The sequence below is a fragment of the Vibrio sp. McD22-P3 genome, from assembly GCF_021568915.1.
Classification (GTDB): domain Bacteria; phylum Pseudomonadota; class Gammaproteobacteria; order Enterobacterales; family Vibrionaceae; genus Vibrio; species Vibrio mediterranei.
The window spans coordinates 40,320-61,310 of sequence record NZ_JAKGTN010000012.1 but is presented as its reverse complement, the minus strand read 5'-3'; the positions used below and the strand labels follow the sequence as shown (position 1 = coordinate 61,310).

The following is a 20,991-nucleotide window of genomic DNA, read 5'->3' as shown; positions in this document are numbered from 1 at the left end:
ACCTTGTTGGCTTTTCTTTTGCTGCTTTCTAAATAGTTGAGTGCCTAATCAATTTAAACTTGCGAAGCACGTCGAGAGGTAATGGGATTATTGAAAACTTTGCAAAACCAGCCACAGTGAGAATGCTGAAAATAATACCTGCTGCGAATTGAAAAGCTGCACTCATCGACTCGGTTAATAGCCAGTGAGTTGAAATTGCCAATGCTGAGATCGTAAGGGCAGAGAGCAAAGCCATGTGGCAATAAGGTAGAAACTCAAGAAACTGACTTGCCTTGTAGAGCATAATAAGTCGAGCTGTATAAGCGATAGTAAGCACTGCAATAACCCCCAGTAATCCCCAAATAGGTACCAACACAAAATACCCAATAACCGCGATAGTGGCACAGATGCCTTGAATCCACATTTGTGCCTTACTGGAATTACCACTGTAACAGCCCAAATTTAAATAATCTCCGGCGTTTTTAATTACTCCTATGACAAGAAGTGCAACAACAAGTGTGCTTGCGGATTGATAGGTGGTTGGTAGTATCAAAGTAACGAAGCTTGGTGCGGTTAGAATCATTATAGTAGCAAGCAAGATTGCAATGTTAACCCCCAGAACCGCCTTATCAGCACACTCTTGTTTACCATTAACACCGTTTAGTATCGCTACTCGATTTGGAAACCACCACAGTGCGTAGGGTTGGAGAGCAAGTCCAAGTATTAGTGCGAATTTAGCACTGACCGCATAGATAGCGAGTTGTTCCACACCAACAAAACTCGCAAGGAACCAACGATCAAGTCCATTAATCATATAGACTGATGCGCTTCCTACGAGCACAGGCAAACCAAAACTCAAAATAAGACGAGAAGAGCCCAAATAACCAAAACTCTCCATTTGACTCCATTGATACTTGAGCAAGCACATTAGCAAAAGCAAGCTAGAACAGGCTGCTGATATTAATACACCATCGATACCAAACCCTGCTTCGAGAAGAACAAAGGTCATCATCGCTTGAACAAGCGCTTTTATGACATTAAGAATGCAGAAGCGTTTCGCCATGGCATTCATACGCATTAATGTTAACGGGATGGATATTGCACCATCGATCATGGTTGGAATGAGCAGTAACACAATTTGGTAGCTTTCGAAGGTAACAGGCAAAGCGTGAATCAACCAGGGGAGGGATATTCCAATGAGGCTACCGCCAATGACACAAACGATGATACTTAAGGTAAAGCAGTTTGAAATAAGCTGCTGCTTCTCTGTACCTTTTGCGGTACCAATATATCGATACATCGCATCGACTATGCCAAAACTGAATAGGATAGTGCCGATATCAGCGAGTAACACTAAAGCTTCAAGTGAACCATACTCGGCGAGCGACAACTTATGCGTGATATAGGGAATCATGACGAGGGATACCCCTTTCATCATCAAGATGCCGATAGCATAATAAGCGGATTGCTTTAGTGAGTTCATGATGCCGATCTACTTGGTAGAAGGATAATGCTTTTGCAGTCTCCAAGTAGACTGCGTAAACGTCGTTTTTCTGGAGCCAAGGATAGTGAGCGTAGGCCAAGTAAGATCGCCGATAAAGGTTGGTTAAGACAACGGTGGTAGTCGGCGTATCCTTCAAGAATGCGTGCTTTTGAACTTCTTAAAGCAGATGAGGAAATGTTCCAATAAAGGTGAGCAGATGTGTACCTGTGCAAGATAGCTTCTAAAGATTTTAAGTTGCGCAACCGATTATCGTCTGTTTGAGTAGTTGAACCTTGTCTCATGACATAGCCTGCTTCAATAGAGTTCACCGCACCGAATGGGTGTTGCTCGCAAATGCGTAGCCACAAATCGAGGTCTTCTCCATATTCTAAATTAGAATCGAAGGGTGCGATGTCTCGAAAAATCTCAGCCTTAATCATTACCGTTGAAGTACCAATCACGTTATTTTGAAGGACAAACTCCAAGGCATCGTTCATCACGATATATTGACGACTGTCAGACTGAAACTGATTCCAATAACCAAAGCAATCAATTATCTCTTCGTACTGTTCGGTAACGTGTTGGTAGTTAGTAAAGGTACCTGCAAGCTCAGGGTGGCATTGATGAAAGTGGAGCTGCCTTTCTAACTTATTAGGCATCCAATAGTCGTCAGCATCAAGAAAAGCAATATAGTCTCCGCTAGCTCTGTTAATTCCCAAGTTTCTTGCACCCGAAGCACCAAGACCTGACGTTGTAATTATCTGCATTCGAGAATCACTGATGCTGTTAAGGTAACTTGAGGTGTTGTCAGTACTATTGTCATCGACAACAATAACTTCAATGTCCTGGTGTGTTTGAGAGAACACACTTTCAACTGCTTTAGGTAAGTACTCAACGCAGTTATAGGTTGGAATGATGATCGAGATTTTAGCCATATCCTTAGCTCTCTTATCTGCAGCGGTATACGACAAGTAGCACTATACATGCCAAGACCGATATTGTTTTAAAACATGTATTTATGACTATTTGTCGCAAATTGATTGTTTTCAGTTGGCTAACAAGTGTCAGATTAGGCAAATTGATTATCGAAATGCGAATAGAGCGTTATCTAAGCGATAAATGGTTGCTTAACAAGCTTTAAGCCTTTGGTGCGTATCTTGCTTAGAACAAAAGACATAGTTAGCTTTTGGGACGGAAGAATGAAAAAAACCGCGTTCATTGCGCCTACATACCCGGTGTTGAGTGAGACTTTTATTCAAACAGAAGTAGATTCGATTAGAGCATGTGGGCACCCCGTCTGCGTGTTTGCATTTGAACTGGAACAAACGCAATCAACTTTTGATTATGATGTTATTAAAATCGGTGAAAATTTCTGTTTGTCTGCACTGGTCCAGTTTAAGTACAAAAATTTGCTAGCGGCGGTGAAGTTTGTTCGTAATCAGAGCTCACTTCCTAAGCGTTCGTTGCTCGTTTATGGCGCCAAATTAGCAACTCAACTCGCAGAACTTGATGTTGAGCACGTTCACGCTCACTTTTGCCAGCACACCACGGCACACGCCATTGTTGCAGCAAAGCTTCTCGGAATAAGTAGCTCTTTTGTTGCACATGGACACGATGTTTATGAGTCTCCTTTCGACGTCGGAGAGAAACTTGCCGCCTGTGACTTCGCAGTCGCTGTTTGTCGTGACATGCTGGATGATTTTAAAGACATGGCGGGCAAAAATATCAAACTGTTACACTGTGGAGTGAAAACCGAGCAGTTTACGTATTCGCCTAAATTGCCTCGCCCTGAAATCTCACTTGTCTTTTTAGGCCGCCTAGTGGAGCAGAAAGGTGTTCAACACTTGTTGGAAGCGATGGCTCCGGTAGCCGAAAAGCTCAACATTTTCCTTGATATTGTTGGTACCGGAGAGTTGGAAGCCGAGCTGAAGCATCAAGCACAACGGCTTGATTTATCCGATAGAGTAAACTTTTGTGGTGCAAAATCTCACGATTGGGTGAAAAAGTCTCTGCCAAATTATGATTGCTTAGTCGCGCCGTTTTGTATGGCCTCTACGGGTAATGTAGATACGGGCCCCCTCGTCCTTAAGGAAGCAATGGCAGTAGGCACACCCGTAATCACGACAGACATCATGGGGTGTAAAGAAATTGTGACTCCAGAGACGGGCTTCGTTGTCCATGAAAAAGATGTCACAGCGCTCAGGGCGAGCATTGTGGAGTTTTCTCAGCTCAGCTTTAGCCAAAGAGTGATGATGGGGCGATTGGCGCATGAGCGCGTTCAAGTAAAGTTCAACGCGCTGTTACAGGCCAGAAAGTTGTCTCGTTGGATAGAGAATCCAGCTTAACGAATGTACCTTGCGTTGATGCTTACGTGCCAACGATGCAGTTGTCCGTTAGTTTTCTCTATCCATAAATCATTATGATATTCGTAGATGCGACCATTTACGGTGAGGGTGAATCCATTTTCTTTGACGCTTTCTAACTTTGTGAATTGGTCGGAAGTGACCAGAAAAGGCTCACTGTTATCTATTGGCGTTGCGTCAGACAAGACAAAGTAGGCGTATTTGGGACCAGCATCGGGGTCGGTAGAATGAATTCGGTGCGCGACGAGCTTGAACTCATCACTCAAAGGGGCGCTGAGAGTTTGTTTGCCCATTGTTTCGTGGGTAGGTATAAACACCCATGAGAGGGTTGCGATGATGGCAAGTAAAACCACACCAAAAGCTAGGAGTAATTTGTTCATAAGATACGAGTTGAAACGAAAGATAAAGAGACAGTGCCAAGCTTACCATTGAAGGTAAGGGAGTGCTAAAAATTATCTGGTCGCAGGTAGGAACCCACGACCAGTAAATGTTAGATAGTAGAATTATAAGGTTCGCGTTTAGGGCAAGTACCAAGAATTTCTCTTCGTCCAGACTCCTTCACTTCTTCTAAAATCACATCGAACCCCCAAAGTCGATAGAGGTGCTTTAAGACCTCGTCATGACCTTTATCTAGAGGGATGCGATTATGTGGAACATGTTGTAACGTAAGCGAGCGGTCTCCTCGAACATCTACATTGTAAACTTGGATGTTCGGCTCTAGATTACTCAGGTTGTATTGCGCTGCGAGTTTTTCACGTATCTGACGATATCCCATTTCATCATGAATAGCTGAGACTTCGACGAAGTTCTTTCGGTCATCATCGAGAATGGAGAAAAACTTAAACTCACGCATTAAATGTGGAGATAAATATTGGCTAATAAAGCTCTCATCTTTGAAGTTGTGCATAGCAAAATGCATAGCATCCAGCCAATTGCTGTCGGCCAACTCTGGGAACCATTCTCTGTCCTCGTCCGTTGGTTCTTCACAGATGCGCTTAATATCCCTAAACATTGCAAAACCTAGAGCATAAGGGTTTATGCCACTAAAATAGGGGCTGTTATAAGCGGGCTGAGCAACGACACTGGTGTGGCTGTGCAAGAACTCGAGTATAAACTTGTCAGATACCAGACCTTCATCATACAAATGGTTAAGAATTGTGTAATGCCAGAAGGTTGCCCAACCTTCATTCATTACCTGTGTCTGTTTTTGTGGATAAAAATATTGACTTACTTTGCGCACGATCCTGACGATTTCACGTTGCCACGGTTCAAGTAATGGCGCGTTCTTTTCAATGAAGTAGAGGATATTTTCCTGAGGCTCACTAGGGAAGCGTACCTTTTGGTCTTCTTCAGGTGTTCGATTTTTAGGCACAGTGCGCCATAAGTCATTTACCTGTGATTGCAAATAGGTTTCGCGTTCCTCTTGGCGAATTTTCTCTTCTGCAATTGAGATTTTTTCTGGACGTTTATAACGGTCCACACCGTAATTCATTAAGGCATGGCACGAGTCTAGAATTTGCTCTACCTCCTCTTCACCATACTTTTGCTCGCAGTCAGCAATGTATTTCTTAGCGAAAAGCAGGTAATCAATAATAGAACTAGCGTCCGTCCATGTTTGAAATAGATAGTTGCCTTTAAAGAAGGAGTTGTGACCGTAACAGGCATGAGCCATAACCAGAGCCTGCATGGTGACTGAATTCTCCTCCATGAGATACGCGATACATGGGTTGGAATTGATTACGATTTCATAGGCCAAACCCATTTGACCATGTTTATACCCCTGTTCTGTCTGGATGAACTTCTTACCAAATGACCAGTGATTATAGTTAATGGGCATCCCTATACTCGAATAGGCATCCATCATCTGTTCTGACGTAATAACTTCGATTTGGTTAGGGTAGGTGTCGAGACGGTAATGCTCTGCGACACGCTTTATTTCTTTGTGGTAGCGTTCCAACATGTCGAAAGTCCAATCAGGACCGTCTGGAAGTACCTTTGACTTAACTTTAGTATCTGTCGTCATATGCACGTCTCCCTATGCGGTCTCTTTTTGAAACAACTCCCTAAACACTGGGAATATGTCTTCAACAGAACGAATGTTCTTCATTGCAAAGTTGTCGAATTCATTCTCTAACTTTTCATATTCATGCCACAGTGTTTGGTGCGTCCTACGAGTGATTTCGATGTAAGAGTAATACTGGCAAGCTGGTAACAGTTTATTGACGAGTAATTCGCGACAACGAGGCGAATCATCAGCCCAGTTATCGCCATCTGAAGCTTGCGCTGCGTAGATGTTCCACTCTCCGAGAGGATAACGGTCTTCTACAATTTCCTTCATCAATTTGAGAGCACTTGAAACGATGGTGCCACCAGTTTCTTGAGAATAGAAGAATTCGTGCTCATCAACCTCTTTCGCCTGAGTATGATGTCGAATAAACACCACTTCAACATTCTCATAGGTGCGTGTTAAGAATAAATACAGCAGCACATAGAAGCGCTTAGCGATATCTTTGGTTGCTTGGTCCATTGAACCAGATACATCCATCAAACAAAACATTACGGCTTGGCTTGAAGGAACTGGACGTTTTTCATAGTTTTTAAAACGAAGATCGAAGGTGTCGATAAAAGGCACGCTGTCGATTTTTTTGCGAAGCTCAGCGATCTCTTCTTTGAGTCGGTTTTCCTCAATTGGTTTAGCTGGCTCGCTCATTTGGACGTCATCAAGTTCTTTACATAGTTCATCGAGCATACGACGTTTGCCCGCTGTCATCGCGGTACGTCGCGCTAACGACTGTTGTAAGGAACGAACGATGGCAATGTTAGATGGCATACCAGCAGTTTGATAACCTGCACGATGCGTTTTCCATTCTTTGATTTTGTTGATTTGATTCTTTTTGAGGTTCGGTAGTGCGAGATCTTCAAACAGAATATCAAGGTATTCGTCTTTAGAAATCTGAAACACGAACTCGTCTTCACCTTCACCGTCAGGACTAGCTTCCCCCTGACCAGAACCACCACCTTGTCCGCCTTTTGGTGGACGTTCAATTTTGTCCCCGGTGATGAATTGGTCGTTACCAGGATGGACGCGCTCTTTTACGCCTCCTTGACCTTGATGGAAAATTGGTTCGCTAAGGTCTTTTGCAGGAATCGAAACATCCTCGCCAGTCTCTGTATTGGTAATGGAGCGGCGATTGACGGCATCGGTAACCGATTCTTTAATTTTCTGTTTATGCCTGCGTATGAAACGCTGCCTGTTAACGGCACTTTTGTTCTTGCCGTTCAAGCGTCTATCGATAAATTGTGCCATGAGTTACTCCCTGTATTCCTCTCACCAAACAGCCACCGAGCTTTCGCTCGGGGCTGAGATAAACAGTCAGGTGTACTTATGAGGATTTACGAACTCTCAAGTACCACTCAGACAGCAATCGTACTTGTTTCTCGGTGTAGCCTTTCTCCATCATACGATTGACAAAGTCGTCGTGCTTACGTTGGTCTTCGGATGATGTTTTCGCATTAAATGAAATAACAGGTAGTAGCTCTTCCGTATTGGAGAACATTTTCTTCTCAATAACCGTGCGAAGTTTTTCGTAACTTGTCCAAACTGGGTTTGAACCATTGTTATTAGCACGAGCACGAAGCACAAAGTTAACGATCTCGTTTCGGAAATCTTTAGGATTACTAATACCCGCGGTTTTTTCGATTTTTTCTAGCTCTTCGTTAAGTGAAGCTCGGTCGAATAGCTGACCTGTTTCCGGGTCACGATACTCTTGGTCTTGAATCCAGAAGTCCGCATAGGTGACGTATCGGTCGAAGATATTTTGACCGTACTCTGAATATGACTCCAAGTAAGCGGTTTGAATTTCTTTACCTATGAATTCCACATAGCGAGGGACTAGATAACCTTTAAGGAATTCTAAATACTTCTCGCCGACTTCTTGAGGGAACTGTTCACGTTCAATTTGCTGCTCAATGACATAGAACAGGTGCACTGGGTTTGCTGCAACTTCAGATTGGTCGAAGTTGAAGACTCTTGACAGGATCTTAAAGGCGAAACGAGTAGACAGGCCAGACATGCCCTCATCGACACCGGCATAGTCGCGGTATTCTTGATAGCTCTTCGCTTTAGGATCGGTGTCTTTTAATGTTTCACCGTCATAAACGCGCATTTTCGAGAACAGAGATGAATTTTCTGGCTCTTTTAGGCGCGATAGTACGCTGAATTGACCTAGAAGTTCTAGGGTGCTTGGTGAACAAGGTGCTTTTGAGAGTTCACTATGATCAAGAAGTTTCTGGTAAATTTTAACTTCTTCAGAGACGCGCAAGCAGTATGGCACTTTGACGATATAGACACGGTCCAAGAATGCTTCGTTGTTCTTGTTATTACGGAAGGTTTGCCATTCTGATTCGTTCGAGTGCGCCAATATCATACCATCGAACGGCAAGGCTGAAAGTCCTTCAGTACCGTTGTAGTTACCTTCTTGTGTTGCGGTTAGGAGTGGGTGCAAGACTTTAATTGGTGCCTTGAACATTTCCACGAATTCCATCAAACCTTGGTTTGCGCGGCACAACGCACCTGAATAGCTATACGCATCTGGATCGTCTTGTGAGAAGTGCTCAAGTTGGCGAATGTCAACTTTACCAACTAGAGCGGAAATGTCTTGGTTGTTCTCGTCACCCGGTTCGGTCTTAGCGATCGCGACTTGGTCTAAAATAGATGGTCTGACTTTAACTACCTTAAACTTAGTGATGTCGCCACCAAATTCGTGCAAGCGCTTGGCTGCCCAAGGTGACATGATCGAGCGTAAGTAGCGTTTCTCAATACCATATTCGCTTTTCAGCAGGTCGCCGTCTTCTGAAACATCGAACAAACAGAACGGGTGATCGTTGACCGGACTGCGCTCGCCGTTGGCAGATAGAACATAAATCGGCATTTTTTGCATTAGTGCTTTAAGCTTCTCTGCAAGCGAAGATTTACCGCCACCTACTGGACCTAGAAGGTATAGTATTTGTTTTCTTTCTTCTAGACCTTGAGCAGCATGCTTGAGATAAGACACAATCTGTTCGATGGCATCTTCCATGCCGTAGAAATCTTCGAACGTTTTGTAGCGAGAAATAATGCGGTTTGAAAAAATACGACTTAAGCGAGGATCCTGAGCGGTATCAATAACCTCAGGTTCACCGATTGCGAGTAAAAGACGTTCTGCTGCATTGGCGTAAGCACTCTTGTCGTCTTTACATAGAGATAAGAATTCCTTGATAGACAATTCTTCATCTTTTGCGGCTTCGTAGCGCGCTTGATAATGATCGAAAATACTCATAGCTGATTCCCCTTAAACCTGCAAAGCTGACCATTGACAGATATACAATGCGACTCCATGTCATTTTTAAGACTAGTAGGGTTTTCAGATTTATGCTTATCAATTATGCATTTATTTACAAAACTTCCTCAATTTAGTCTGGTGATTATCCCCCAGTCTCAACTTTTATACGTGAGTCCCGATTATTAGATTAGACCGGTTGAGAGTAAGAAAAGTTGCTCAAAAAAAGCCCTCTGCCTTGGGAGGAAGAGGTCTTTTTGATAACTGATTGTTTTAACGCGTTAAAGTTAAGCGTTAAAAATCTGTCTGAATTCTGCTGCTGATAAGTGGTATTGACGTGGGCAATTTCGCCATGTCACTAACATACGACGATATTTCTCAAGCATAGGCACATGGCTATTGAAGTGATGATCGCCTTTGTCGAATTGTGGGTAAAGCCCTTCAGAATCGATTAGAAATCGAACATAATTAACCAATTGTGCTTCAGCTGCGATATCAAACCCTAAGAACTGCAAGCGACGCTGGTCTACATCGTTACGCTCTTCATCTGAAAGCATCTTATTGGATTCTTGCATTGCGTGGTACATTTCCATGATGTCGATTACTTCACGACACTCGTCTTCAACTAAACAGCCATACTCTTTGTTCATTTCACGCATTTGCAGTTCATAGCCACGCTCTACAATTGTTTGTAGGCGCTTGTACTTTTCTGCATTTTCCGGCGTTAGCTTAGCCATTAGGTAATATTGATTAGATAGGATTAGACGTTGAGCATTTGTCATTTCCATGGTGAAAAGCCTCACTAAAAAGTCATCATTATAAGTTTACGAATGAATTCGCTATACCGACAGGTTATCAGCTTCTCGATATTGTGTAACATGATCTCAACACGTATTTATTACAAAAAAACGCGCTTTCTAGCGCGTTTTTTTCGTGTCAAAAGATTTCCGAATCTACTGTTAGTATTTGACGGTATCAGTATATTGCAGAAGAATATTTTGGATGTTATCCATGACTTCTTTGGTCGGCGGCTGTGTCCCTTCAAGAGGGTACTCAAAACCGAGCGCTTCCCACTTATGTGCGCCTAACTTGTGGTATGGCAACAGTTCGACTTTTTCGATGTTGTCCATATCCTTAATAAACTCGCCAAGCATGTGAGCCGCTTCTGGATCGTCCGTATAACCAGGGACGACAACATAGCGAATCCATGTCTTTTGGCCAATTTTGTGTAGATAACGAGCGAAATCTAATGTGCGGCGATTAGATACACCGATGAAGTCCTGATGAATTTCATCTTTCATGTGCTTTATATCGAGCATCACTAAGTCGGTAGCATCCAAAACTTCGTCGATAACATCAGTATGCTTACGGATGTAGCCGTTAGTGTCCAAGCAGGTATGAATGCCTTCCGCTTGAGCGGCGCGAAAGAAGTCACGGACAAACTCAGGTTGGAGCATGGCCTCACCGCCTGAACAAGTAATACCACCACCAGATGCATTCATAAAGTGACGGTAGGATTTTGCCTCGGCAATCAACTCGTCGACGGACACTTCTTTGCCGCCATGAGTATCCCAAGTATCACGGTTGTGGCAATACATACAACGCATGAGACAGCCTTGAAGAAAGACAATAAAACGGATCCCAGGTCCATCGACCGTACCGCAGGATTCGAATGAGTGAATGCGACCAGTTGTTGACATATGCTCTTCTCTACTTACTTATTTTTACGCGTCATTTTATTACAAAATGGCCCCCTACGACAGGAAAAGTGGTACCCCATTCATAGTCTGTATCGATCAAAAACCGACTTCTGTTGCCCATAGTGAAATAATGTTATAGCGTTGTTAATTATATTATTAATACATGGTACATAGATTGCTAGTTTGCTTACTTTAAACCAGTATCAACTGGTTGCGTCTGTTGCAGATAATATCGGTCAGGAGACCGACATGCTTATCGTCACAAGGGGAAATACATGGAAGTAGCCTTATCACAAAAACAAAAAACTGTCTTTTCGATGCTCACTCTTTGGTCTGGGTTCATCATTTTGGTGTTTTTTATTTTTAACTCACTTTCCAGTTTAAGCGAGAAATTTACCAGTAGTAGTGACATGGAGCGAGCCAGTGCGCATTTATCCTCTACTCAAGTGTTGCTGATGGATACCGTTAATCGACGAACCACATTAGTAGCTGGTGGCATGGATGCGTTTGAAGATAGCATGGACCGATTGGAAACCAGTGCGGAGCAAGACCTAGCGTTCTTAAAGCAAGCCGGTTTGACTACTGAGAGTGATAATGTTTCCAATACGTTAGAGTCGTTTATCTTTAATTTGAGCCCTTGGCTGACCATCAAATCAGAGTTGGGTTTCTCCGTGAATGACGGATTGCTACAGCAGCTACAGCAGAATAACGCCAAGATCGATGCCGCTATCAAAGAAACAGGTATGGTGACGCTGACTTCAGATTTTCAGAAAGTAGTGACCAGTTTGCAGGAATACTTAATTCAGCCCAACGAAGAAAACGAAAAAGGCTTTAAGCGAGCTCTTGCAGGATTTGTTAATGCATCAAATACCTATGCCATGTTGGAGCTTTATGAGAATGAAGTCAAAGCATTGGAACTCGGCTTCGCGCGAGTGGTTGAGCTGTCAGGTACTTTAGTTGGTTTAGAGAAGAAGTTAGACCAAGCTCAGGCGATTACTTTAGAGGCCTTTGATAAAGCCGCTCTAGCACTGAATCAACAAGCACTTTCACTAGGTAATCAAGCCGCCGATGTATCGAGCATGACTAAGGCTTCCGTCGGTATAGCTTGTGCTTTATTAGCGCTATTTACTACAGCTATCTTCCTCACATTAAATGTCTCTCTGGCTCGCTCGTTAAAGCAAACACTGTCGGCACTTAAACTAGTAGAACAAGGTGATCTTTCGACGCGTCTTGCCGTGAGTAACAATCATCGTGATGAGTTCAACCAACTTAAGCAAGCCATCAATGTGAGTTGCGAAAACTTAGGGACTTTGGTTGACGGTGTGAAAACCAACAGTCAGCAACTATCGAACAGTTCTGGTGAGCTAGACAGCGGAATCAATCAACTAAGACAGCACCAAAGTCAAGTTATTGAACAAACGCAGTTATTGGCGTCTGCGACTGAAGAGGTGAGTGTTACCACACAAGAAATTTCTGGTTCTTTAGAGTATGTGGCAACCATTAGTAAAACCTCAGCAGAGTCTGCGCAAGCGGGTGGTGAAGTTATTGTAGATACCATCGCTGCTTTTGAACAAGTTGGCACTATTCTGGAAGAAGCCGCTACCCATATCGAACAGCTGGAGCAAGCTTCCCAAAAGATAGACTCAGTGATGGAAATCATTAATGGTATTGCTGAGCAAACCAACTTATTGGCACTGAATGCCGCGATTGAAGCGGCGAGGGCAGGAGAGCAAGGTCGAGGTTTTGCTGTGGTGGCAGATGAAGTGCGAAGTCTCGCAGTAAGGACAGTACAAGCGGTAGAGGAAATCTCTGGTACGATAGACACAATGAAACAGGAAAGCACGCAAGTTATTCAGTTTATTGCTCAATCTGACAGTTCCATGCAGTCTGGTCGAGAGCAAGGGAATCAAGCGAAAACCGCACTTGAAGAGATCATGAATAAGGCACAAGAAGCTAGTTCTCAAACTGAAGTGATTTTTGCCTCTGTTAAGGAACTTGCGACAACTTCGCAATCGATGGCCAGCAACATGGCGCAAATCAGTGACTCTATGGGTGAACTTGAGGCGAGTAGTCAGAGTTTGAAAGAAACCAGTGATGGGGTAGATAAGCGTTCTACGGAGCTCTATCAAGAATGTGAGAGATTTAAGACGGTATAATAAACGCTACGGTAAAGGAATATGTCGATGAAATAGGCACCTAGGAAGGTGCCTATTTCATTTTAGAAGAAAGCAAAAAGCGAAATTCCTCCATTGCCATAGATAGACTTTGACGCTTCTTTATATTCTGCGGACTTAGAACCGGCAAAGGCACTAATACCAACATAGGCGTTATACCACGTCACACCAAGAACTGCCTCACCTTGCCACGGCTGTAAAGTGACGTCGTAAGCATCACTTGGCTCTGGTATTCCGGGTCTCTCTCCTTGAATAGTAAGATCATTAAATCGGTAGCGAGCTTTTAAGCCAAAATAAGTAAACCAGCCTTTATTAGAGGCGCCGATCATCCCGGCCTTAAACGGGTTTTCTGTACTGATGTTTGCAGAACCGAAGTTACCTCCAAGTTCTGAACCAAAGCGAAACATCATCCCTGTGGAAACATCACTTCTAAAATTCCCTAGGTTTGCTTCGGTGACGTTTGAGACTTCCCATCCGGTATTGCCAAAAAGTGGCTCGCGTTTCCAATTTAGATGGGTTAAGTAACCAATACTGCCTGCGACTTGATCCTCAATCTGATATTCCCAGCCTTTTGGGTCTGCTGAACCCACAATCGAGTGCACCAACTGCTGCGCTTTATCGGCAAATGACCCTTCACCAGTGCTACCTAACGTGAGATTGAAACGCTGTGCCTGTTGAGGGTGCAAACTAATGTAATTCAATTCGCCATGGAAATAACCTGCATAGGGGCGGTCATTAGCCAGAGGTACAGTGGCTTCAATATCCGAAGGGGTCCACATCTTATGTCCAAGCTGAAATTCAAACTTATCAAGAGAAGCGCTTCCCCAATAAGACAGACTAAGCGGTTTGAATAAAGCCCAAGGGGTGATGGCGCTGCTGGTATAAGAAAGAAAAATACCGTTGGTATAGTCTTCGTCTGTGCCAAAGATACCGTCATTATCGAGTGAAAATGAGACGGTAGAGCGCTCAGAGGCTAAGACAACACTGCTGACAAAAATCAAAGGTAAAATGGCGGCTGCTTTCATATGTGTCACTCTCTTCAAATACGGCTAGTAGAGATGTTTTATTATTAAGTTGAGTGTGACACGAAAGAAAAAGGTTAGTCAGTGATCTATAGATGAAAAAGTATCTCTATCGTAGCGAAATTGTAAACAATCCTTAACCAGTGAGAACTAAGTACTTTTTTGTAGATAGGAATCAAAATTAGGCAGAAATTAAAAATAGATAGAAATAAAAAAAACCTCGCCGAAGCGAGGTTTTTATCTCAATCAGTATAATCTCAGATTATAGAGATTCAGTGAACGTACGTGCGATTACGTCAGCTTGTTGCTCTGCAGTTAGAGAGTTGAAGCGAACAGCGTAACCAGATACACGGATTGTTAGCTGAGGGTATTTCTCAGGGTGCTTAACAGCGTCTTCTAGAGTTTCACGGTTAAGAACGTTCACGTTCAGGTGTTGACCACCCTCAATGCCAGCTTCGTGGTGGAAGTAACCATCCATCAGACCAGCAAGGTTAGCGCGTTGGCTGTCTTCTTCTTTACCTAGAGCGTTTGGAACGATAGAGAAAGTATAAGAGATACCATCTTTAGCGTGTGCAAACGGTAGTTTACCTACAGAAGTAAGTGAAGCTACAGCACCTTTCTCGTCACGGCCGTGCATTGGGTTAGCACCTGGTGCGAAAGGAGCGCCTGCGCGACGACCATCTGGAGTGTTACCAGTTTTCTTACCATATACCACGTTAGAAGTGATAGTTAGGATAGACTGAGTAGGCACAGCGTCGCGGTAAGTTTTCAGTGAACGGATCTTGTTCATGAATACTTCTACTAGTTCACAAGCAATGTCATCTACGCGAGCATCGTTGTTACCGAACTTAGGATAGTCGCCTTCGATTTCGAAGTCGATTGCAACACCGTCTTCGTCACGTACTGGCTTAACTTTAGCGTACTTGATAGCAGCTAGAGAGTCAGCAGCAACAGAAAGACCAGCGATACCACAAGCCATAGTACGACGAACGTCACGGTCGTGTAGAGCCATTAGTGCAGCTTCGTAGCTGTACTTGTCGTGCATGAAGTGGATGCTGTTTAGTGCAGTTACGTACTGCTTAGCTAGCCAATCCATGAAGTGGTCTAGTTTGCCCCATACATCGTCGAAGTCTAGAACTTCGTCAGTGATCTTAGGCATTTCTGGGCCAACTTGAATCTTAAGCTTCTCGTCCACACCGCCGTTGATAACGTATAGAAGAGTCTTAGCTAGGTTCGCACGAGCGCCGAAGAATTGCATGTGCTTACCAATAACCATTGGAGATACACAACATGCGATTGCATAGTCATCAGACTCGAAGTCTGGACGCATTAGGTCATCGTTCTCGTACTGGATAGAAGAAGTATCGATAGATACTTTTGCACAGAACTTCTTGAAGCCTTCAGGTAGCTGTTCAGACCAAAGTACAGTGATGTTTGGCTCTGGAGAAGGACCCATAGTGTATAGAGAGTTTAGGAAACGGAAGTTTGAACGCGTAACAAGCGTACGACCGTCAAGACCCATACCACCCATAGACTCAGTAGCCCAGATTGGGTCACCAGAGAACAGATCATCGTACTCAGGAGTACGTAGGAAACGAACCATACGTAGCTTCATTACGAAGTGGTCAATCATTTCCTGAGCTTCAACTTCAGTAATCTTACCTTCAGCGATGTCACGCTCAATGTAGATATCTAGGAAAGTAGAAGTACGACCTAGAGACATTGCAGCACCGTTTTGAGACTTAACAGCAGCTAGGTAGCCGAAGTAAGTCCACTGAATAGCTTCTTGAGCTGTTTCAGCTGGGCGAGAGATGTCGCAACCGTATTTCTCAGCCATAACTTTCATTTGGCCAAGTGCACGGTGTTGCTCTGCGATTTCTTCGCGAAGCTGCATAGTCATTTGAAGATCTTCGCCGTTCTCGAAACGCTCTTGTAGAGAAGCGAATTGAGCTAGCTTGTCTTGCATTAGACGGTCAATACCGTAAAGAGCCACACGACGGTAATCACCGATGATACGACCACGACCGTATGCATCTGGAAGACCAGTTAGAACGCCTGACTTACGGCATTTCATGATGTCTGGAGTGTAGATATCGAAAACACCAGCGTTGTGAGTTTTACGATATTCAGTGAAGATTTTCTTAACTTGTGGGTCTAGTTCGCGGTTGTACGCTTTGCATGAACCTTCAACCATACGGATACCACCGTTAGGGATGATTGCACGCTTAAGCGGCGCTTCAGTTTGAAGACCTACGATAGTTTCAAGATCTTTTTCGATGTAACCTGCATCGTGAGCAGTGATGGTAGAGATAACTGAAGTATCAAAATCAACTGGTGCGTGAGTTGAGTTTTCTAGTTTGATACCTTCCATTACCTTAGCCCAAAGCTTGTTAGTTGCTTCAGTACCTTCAGAAACTAGGAAAGACTCGTCACCCTCGTATGGAGTGTAGTTCTTTTGGATGAAATCACGAACGTTAACTTCGTTTTGCCACTCACCTGCAGCAAAACCTTCCCAAGCTTTAGCAAATTGCTCTGCCATGACATACCTACCTTTTTAGTAGAAAAAACACGTACTGTACGCTTTTACGCATGCTCACCGGAGGATGAACCAGTACACTTGAATAAAAATATCTATAACCACTTAGGGTTAGTATGGATATAGATATTGTCATTCCCTACGTTAAAATCAAGCTTACACTAAAAATAATTTGTAAAACTTAAACTAAATCAATAAAAGTTAAAAAAGTTTGATAAAAATATGGGCAGTGAATGTCACTGCCCAAATAATCAACTAGATATTATAGGAAAGCTGGAATGCCGTACTGACCTTCTAGCATACCTACAGCTAGCATCGCTACTAAGCAGATAACGAACACACCCACAGGGATGACAATCTTATCTACAAAAGATAGACGAGAAGCACGTTCTTTGTCACCAATTAGACCATTATTATCTAGGAACATGGTTAGCGCCCATGCCAACACTGGGTTAGCAACGACTGATGCAAAGATACAGATACCTGCCGCTTGTGAATCCTTAGTCTCTTTTACCATCTGCATACCAGCTTCAAGTAGAGGAAGGAATACACCCACTAGTAGCGCAACGCGCATTACTGGAGGCCATACTGCTACGTCCATTGGGAAACCAAGAATAGCAACAATGATACATAGAGAACCAAGTAGAATCGCACCTGCTGGAATTGGACGCTTAGCGATCGCAGCTGGGATCATGTAAGTACCCCAAGAAGAAGTGATGTTACCACCACCAACCGCAGTACCTACCATTTGACGGATAGAACACATAGTCATTGTGTCATCTACATCCATGAGTACTTTTTCAGTCTTACGTGGGTAGTTAAGTTCTTGGAAAATACGGTGACCAAGGAAGTCAGGTGACCACATCGCAACCGCTAGAATCGCAAATGGTAGAGAAGCAATAAAGTGTTGTAGGTTTGGAAGACCTAGCATCCAACCTTCTTCTGTACTGCCCCACCAGTAAACTGGATTTAGGTTAGGAAGACCCATTTCAGTTTCGAACGTTAAGTCGAAACCAGCACCTAGACCAAGGGCTAGTAGAAGACCCGTAACTGCACAAACCGGAATAGCAAGCCAACGCATGTTGATCTTAGCGAGGTAGGCGTACACAGCGATGTTGATGCCCAGTACGACCAAGCCAACATAACCCATGCTGCCTGCTTCAACACTCGCAGATTGCAGACCTACTGCCCATTCTTGAATGGAACCGATTTGGCTCATCGTACCGGTGAAGCCGAGGAAGATTAATAAGCCCCCCGCCGTGCCTTGGGAGGTGAGGTTTACAAGCTTTGAGCCACCTTTGAAGTAACTTAGCAATAGGCCGAACACACCAAGAAGGATTGCAAGAGCAAGAGGGTGAGCACCAGCAAGCGCGATAGAACCGATAAGTGGGATCATCGGACCGTGGTTACCAGCAAGGTTAGCTCTTGGGTTGATGAAACCTGATGCAAGAACACAGAAAAGAAGTGCTGGGATTAGCATTTCTACACGTGCAACTTCGATCGCAAACTCTTTCCCAAGGTTTACGTGATCCCAAGCAGCGGTTAGACCGTCAGCCCATGACATCATTACTGCAGAGTACATTGCAATAATGCCGATGGTACCAGCAAGAGCAGGTACTAAATCTTCTAGTTCAAAGCGGAAGTCACGGCCTGGTAGGTTTAAACCAAAGCGGCGCGGTTTCATGATTTGAAGTTCGTGGTCTAGGTATTCAGAGCGGCTGGCAAACTCAGATGCCGGACGGTGAAGCTCTTGATAGCTCTTAGTCTCGATATCCGAATCAGAATGCGCTTTGTTAACTGCGTCTGACATAGATTCCTCATATATATAAAAAGTTAGTCGTTTGGCTTGATAAACGAACTGGTTCACACCGACTTGGCTAGGCTGCTGCACGTTAACGACGTGCTAAGAATAGACGAGATTCCTAAAAATGGGGTGAATAATTCGTGCTATATCAATGGAGCCGAGTCTAACAAGCAACACTAAGACCTTGATTGATCTTGATCACTTTAAGAAAAAATGTGAAAGAAAACTACAACAGTTGTTTGAATCAGCGCACTTTATTAACAGTGAGCGTAAGCGACTTTCAATATGAAAATTTTATGAACAACATCATTTTTATCAATAAGTATTGGCTGCTCCCCCAGTTAACGGAGTCGGCAGTGAGATTGACGAAGTTTATTTGATTGTGGTGACGAAACTCAGATGTTGACGAAGTGGGTTTGCTTATAAAACAACCATTAGGGGCTGTGGAGGGCGAAGTAAGCCAAGAGTAATCAATACCAGTGCTTGTGCTCAGTATTTTGATCTAACTATCAAAACACTCAACTAGCTCATTATCTTAGCTAATGCGTCATCAGGCAGGCTTATATTCCGACATTTTGATGTATGGCAGAGATAAGGGCTAAATTATGATTGTTTTGTGTAACATTTGTGCAATAAATCCACATAGAGAATAAAAAATCACCAATGACTAAATGTGCAGCATTCAGTAAAGATTATTCACAATTATAAGTTATAAACTCTTTAAATTGCATAAATCGTCAGATACAATCGCTGTGTTAAGAATAAAAACAGGTTAATAGTTTGTTGCAAACTGTACATTGTAGTGCTAGCTTGTATCGAACGAATAAAAGGTCGGAGTACCTTTCGCCTCTAATAATAGGCATAGCAGTCAATAATATACAGGGAGCACAAGCGCATGAATGATGTACCAGCGCTGGACATAAAAGAACTGCACAAGACCTTTGGTCAAAATGAAGTTTTAAAGGGGATTTCCCTTTCTGCACACAAAGGTGATGTCATCTCGATTATTGGCTCATCTGGTTCTGGAAAAAGTACATTTCTTCGTTGTATCAACCTTCTTGAAACACCCACAGAGGGTGAAATTTGGGTTAACGGTGAGTTAATCGAAATGAAGCGCAATCGTTCGGGTGAGTCTCTTCCTGCCAATGAAAAACAAGTTCAGCGAATCCGTTCTCGCTTGGCTATGGTATTTCAAGGTTTCAACTTGTGGTCTCATATGACGGTGCTGGAAAATATTATTGAAGCACCCGTTCATGTTCTGGGCGTGCCGAAAGCTCAAGCTATTGAAAATGCAGAACTGCTTCTTAAAAAAGTAGGCTTGTATGAGCGTAAAGATTATTACCCAGGGCACCTTTCTGGTGGTCAGCAGCAGCGTGCTGCTATCGCTCGCGCACTGGCAGTTGAACCTGAAGTTATGCTTTTCGATGAGCCAACGTCTGCTTTGGACCCAGAACTGGTAGGTGAAGTTCTGGGTGTAATGCAAGATCTCGCGGAAGAAGGTCGCACCATGTTGGTAGTGACTCACGAGATGGCGTTTGCCCGTGACGTTTCAAATCATGTGATGTTCTTACACCAAGGTCTAGTTGAAGAGCAGGGTGATCCTGCCAAACTGTTCACTAACCCTGAATCTGAACGTTTACAACAATTTATCTCATCCATCTACTAATATAGAGGGTGGCATGTCGGAACCTAGGTTCCGAGAACAATCAAACAAACACAACATTAATAACAAAAATCTCAATCACAGGAGTATGGAAATGAAAAAGTGGTTAATGGTAGCAGCACTTGCTGCAACAGCAGCAACTGGAGTAGCACAAGCTAAGGAATGGAAAACTGTGCGCTTCGGTATTGAAGGTGCTTACCCTCCATTTAGCTGGACTGAAGCTGACGGTTCACTAAAAGGTTTTGACGTTGATATGGCAAACGCATTATGTGAAGAGCTTAAGGCGAAGTGTGTGATCGTTCCTCAAGATTGGGATGGCATCATTCCTTCACTTTTGGCGCGTAAATATGACGCAATTATCGCAGCAATGTCTATCACGGAAGAGCGTAAGAAGAAAGTTGACTTTACTGGTAAATACGCACAAATCCCTAACAAGTTTATCGCTAAGAAAGGCGCTGGCTTGGACTTTGATAACCTAAATGGTGCGAAAATTGGTGTACAGCGTGCAACTACGCACGACAAGTACCTAACAGATAACTACGGTGACCAAGTGGAAATCGTTCGTTACGGCTCTTTCGATGAAGCATACTTAGATCTAGCAAACGGTCGTATCGTTGCTGTTCTTGGCGATGCATCAGCACTTGAAGAAGGTGTAATCAATAAAGATGGCGGTGACGCGTACGAGTTCGTTGGCCCTTCTTTGACAGATCCTAAGTGGTTTGGTGAAGGTATGGGTATCGCGGTTCGTAAACAAGACAAAGACCTAACTAAGCAACTTGATGCGGCTATCAAATCTCTACGTGAGAAAGGTAAGTATCAAGAGATTGCAGCTAAATACTTCAACTACGATGTATACGGCGACTAATCACTTAGCTTAAATAACGATAAGGGCTTGAGCTAGTCTCAGGCCCTTTTACTAAAAAGCGTGTCACAGGTGTTTTTTAGTATG

General features: G+C 43.5%; 15 protein-coding genes. 4 read left to right on the top strand and 11 right to left on the bottom strand.

Features of this window, described 5'->3' with window-relative positions:
* Nucleotides 1-28: 28 nt before the first annotated feature.
* The gene (locus tag L2W36_RS15220) at nucleotides 29-1,462 is read right to left on the bottom strand and encodes a lipopolysaccharide biosynthesis protein (RefSeq protein ID WP_236110479.1); all 1,434 of its coding nucleotides are present in this window, start codon (nucleotides 1,460-1,462) and stop codon (nucleotides 29-31) included.
* Nucleotides 1,459-2,397 carry a glycosyltransferase family 2 protein gene (locus tag L2W36_RS15215; RefSeq protein WP_062460304.1) on the bottom strand — a complete coding sequence of 313 codons (939 nt, stop codon included), beginning with the start codon at nucleotides 2,395-2,397 and terminating at the stop codon, nucleotides 1,459-1,461. The genes L2W36_RS15220 and L2W36_RS15215 overlap by 4 nt, the downstream gene beginning before the upstream one ends.
* A 264-nt stretch (nucleotides 2,398-2,661) precedes the next feature.
* On the opposite strand from L2W36_RS15215, the gene L2W36_RS15210 reads away from it, so the two are divergent.
* Nucleotides 2,662-3,807 carry a glycosyltransferase gene (locus tag L2W36_RS15210; RefSeq protein WP_236110477.1) on the top strand — a complete coding sequence of 382 codons (1,146 nt, stop codon included), beginning with the start codon at nucleotides 2,662-2,664 and terminating at the stop codon, nucleotides 3,805-3,807.
* Here the strand turns inward: L2W36_RS15210 and L2W36_RS15205 are convergent.
* From L2W36_RS15205 to pflA, 6 genes are all read right to left on the bottom strand, one after another.
* Nucleotides 3,804-4,205 (bottom strand): hypothetical protein, encoded by a 402-nt coding sequence (locus L2W36_RS15205; protein WP_006074128.1) that lies wholly within the window; start codon nucleotides 4,203-4,205, stop codon nucleotides 3,804-3,806. The two genes, L2W36_RS15210 and L2W36_RS15205, sit on opposite strands and share 4 nt — an antisense overlap.
* Nucleotides 4,206-4,315: 110 nt before the next feature.
* A complete protein-coding gene (locus L2W36_RS15200; protein ID WP_236110475.1) occupies nucleotides 4,316-5,848 on the bottom strand; it encodes a SpoVR family protein in 1,533 nt (510 codons plus the stop codon).
* A gap of 12 nt (nucleotides 5,849-5,860) precedes the next feature.
* On the bottom strand, nucleotides 5,861-7,132 hold the full coding sequence (locus tag L2W36_RS15195) for a YeaH/YhbH family protein (protein WP_006074131.1): 1,272 nt from the start codon (nucleotides 7,130-7,132) through the stop codon (nucleotides 5,861-5,863).
* Nucleotides 7,133-7,208: 76 nt separating this feature from the next.
* The gene (locus L2W36_RS15190) at nucleotides 7,209-9,143 is read right to left on the bottom strand and encodes a PrkA family serine protein kinase (RefSeq protein ID WP_006074135.1); all 1,935 of its coding nucleotides are present in this window, start codon (nucleotides 9,141-9,143) and stop codon (nucleotides 7,209-7,211) included.
* A 287-nt stretch (nucleotides 9,144-9,430) separates the two neighbouring features.
* On the bottom strand, nucleotides 9,431-9,931 hold the full coding sequence (locus L2W36_RS15185) for a YfbU family protein (protein WP_006074138.1): 501 nt from the start codon (nucleotides 9,929-9,931) through the stop codon (nucleotides 9,431-9,433).
* A gap of 171 nt (nucleotides 9,932-10,102) precedes the next feature.
* Complete coding sequence (gene pflA, locus L2W36_RS15180; RefSeq protein WP_006074139.1) at nucleotides 10,103-10,843, bottom strand: pyruvate formate lyase 1-activating protein; 741 nt, start codon at nucleotides 10,841-10,843, stop codon at nucleotides 10,103-10,105.
* Nucleotides 10,844-11,118: 275 nt separating this feature from the next.
* Between pflA and L2W36_RS15175 the strand changes: the two genes are divergently transcribed.
* Nucleotides 11,119-12,999, top strand: coding sequence for a methyl-accepting chemotaxis protein (locus L2W36_RS15175; protein ID WP_236110473.1), 1,881 nt, complete (start codon nucleotides 11,119-11,121; stop codon nucleotides 12,997-12,999).
* A 62-nt stretch (nucleotides 13,000-13,061) separates the two neighbouring features.
* Here the strand turns inward: L2W36_RS15175 and L2W36_RS15170 are convergent, their stop codons facing one another.
* From L2W36_RS15170 to L2W36_RS15160, 3 genes are all read right to left on the bottom strand, one after another.
* A complete protein-coding gene (locus tag L2W36_RS15170; protein ID WP_006074145.1) occupies nucleotides 13,062-14,042 on the bottom strand; it encodes a lipid A deacylase LpxR family protein in 981 nt (326 codons plus the stop codon).
* 259 nt (nucleotides 14,043-14,301) lie between these two features.
* Nucleotides 14,302-16,578, bottom strand: a complete 2,277-nt coding sequence (gene pflB / locus L2W36_RS15165; RefSeq protein ID WP_124940904.1) for a formate C-acetyltransferase — start codon at nucleotides 16,576-16,578, stop codon at nucleotides 14,302-14,304.
* A gap of 259 nt (nucleotides 16,579-16,837) precedes the next feature.
* Nucleotides 16,838-18,385, bottom strand: coding sequence for a DUF3360 family protein (locus tag L2W36_RS15160; protein ID WP_031494604.1), 1,548 nt, complete (start codon nucleotides 18,383-18,385; stop codon nucleotides 16,838-16,840).
* Between the two features lie 889 nt (nucleotides 18,386-19,274).
* Here L2W36_RS15160 and L2W36_RS15155 point away from each other — a divergent pair.
* Together L2W36_RS15155 and L2W36_RS15150 are read left to right on the top strand one after the other, a co-directional pair.
* A complete protein-coding gene (locus L2W36_RS15155) occupies nucleotides 19,275-20,045 on the top strand; it encodes an ABC transporter ATP-binding protein (RefSeq protein WP_006075027.1) in 771 nt (256 codons plus the stop codon).
* A gap of 91 nt (nucleotides 20,046-20,136) precedes the next feature.
* The gene (locus L2W36_RS15150; RefSeq protein WP_031494603.1) at nucleotides 20,137-20,907 is read left to right on the top strand and encodes an ABC transporter substrate-binding protein; all 771 of its coding nucleotides are present in this window, start codon (nucleotides 20,137-20,139) and stop codon (nucleotides 20,905-20,907) included.
* Nucleotides 20,908-20,991 lie beyond the last annotated feature (84 nt).

Coding starts and splice junctions, on each gene's coding strand:
- L2W36_RS15170 (WP_006074145.1), bottom strand. CDS start 14,042: ATGAAAGCAGCCGCCATTTTACCTTTGATTTTTGTCAGCAGTGTTGTC.
- L2W36_RS15215 (WP_062460304.1), bottom strand. CDS start 2,397: ATGGCTAAAATCTCGATCATCATTCCAACCTATAACTGCGTTGAGTAC.
- pflA (WP_006074139.1), bottom strand. CDS start 10,843: ATGTCAACAACTGGTCGCATTCACTCATTCGAATCCTGCGGTACGGTC.
- L2W36_RS15220 (WP_236110479.1), bottom strand. CDS start 1,462: ATGAACTCACTAAAGCAATCCGCTTATTATGCTATCGGCATCTTGATG.
- L2W36_RS15150 (WP_031494603.1), top strand. CDS start 20,137: ATGAAAAAGTGGTTAATGGTAGCAGCACTTGCTGCAACAGCAGCAACT.
- L2W36_RS15205 (WP_006074128.1), bottom strand. CDS start 4,205: ATGAACAAATTACTCCTAGCTTTTGGTGTGGTTTTACTTGCCATCATC.
- L2W36_RS15195 (WP_006074131.1), bottom strand. CDS start 7,132: ATGGCACAATTTATCGATAGACGCTTGAACGGCAAGAACAAAAGTGCC.
- L2W36_RS15210 (WP_236110477.1), top strand. CDS start 2,662: ATGAAAAAAACCGCGTTCATTGCGCCTACATACCCGGTGTTGAGTGAG.
- L2W36_RS15185 (WP_006074138.1), bottom strand. CDS start 9,931: ATGGAAATGACAAATGCTCAACGTCTAATCCTATCTAATCAATATTAC.
- L2W36_RS15175 (WP_236110473.1), top strand. CDS start 11,119: ATGGAAGTAGCCTTATCACAAAAACAAAAAACTGTCTTTTCGATGCTC.
- pflB (WP_124940904.1), bottom strand. CDS start 16,578: ATGGCAGAGCAATTTGCTAAAGCTTGGGAAGGTTTTGCTGCAGGTGAG.
- L2W36_RS15190 (WP_006074135.1), bottom strand. CDS start 9,143: ATGAGTATTTTCGATCATTATCAAGCGCGCTACGAAGCCGCAAAAGAT.
- L2W36_RS15160 (WP_031494604.1), bottom strand. CDS start 18,385: ATGTCAGACGCAGTTAACAAAGCGCATTCTGATTCGGATATCGAGACT.
- L2W36_RS15155 (WP_006075027.1), top strand. CDS start 19,275: ATGAATGATGTACCAGCGCTGGACATAAAAGAACTGCACAAGACCTTT.
- L2W36_RS15200 (WP_236110475.1), bottom strand. CDS start 5,848: ATGACGACAGATACTAAAGTTAAGTCAAAGGTACTTCCAGACGGTCCT.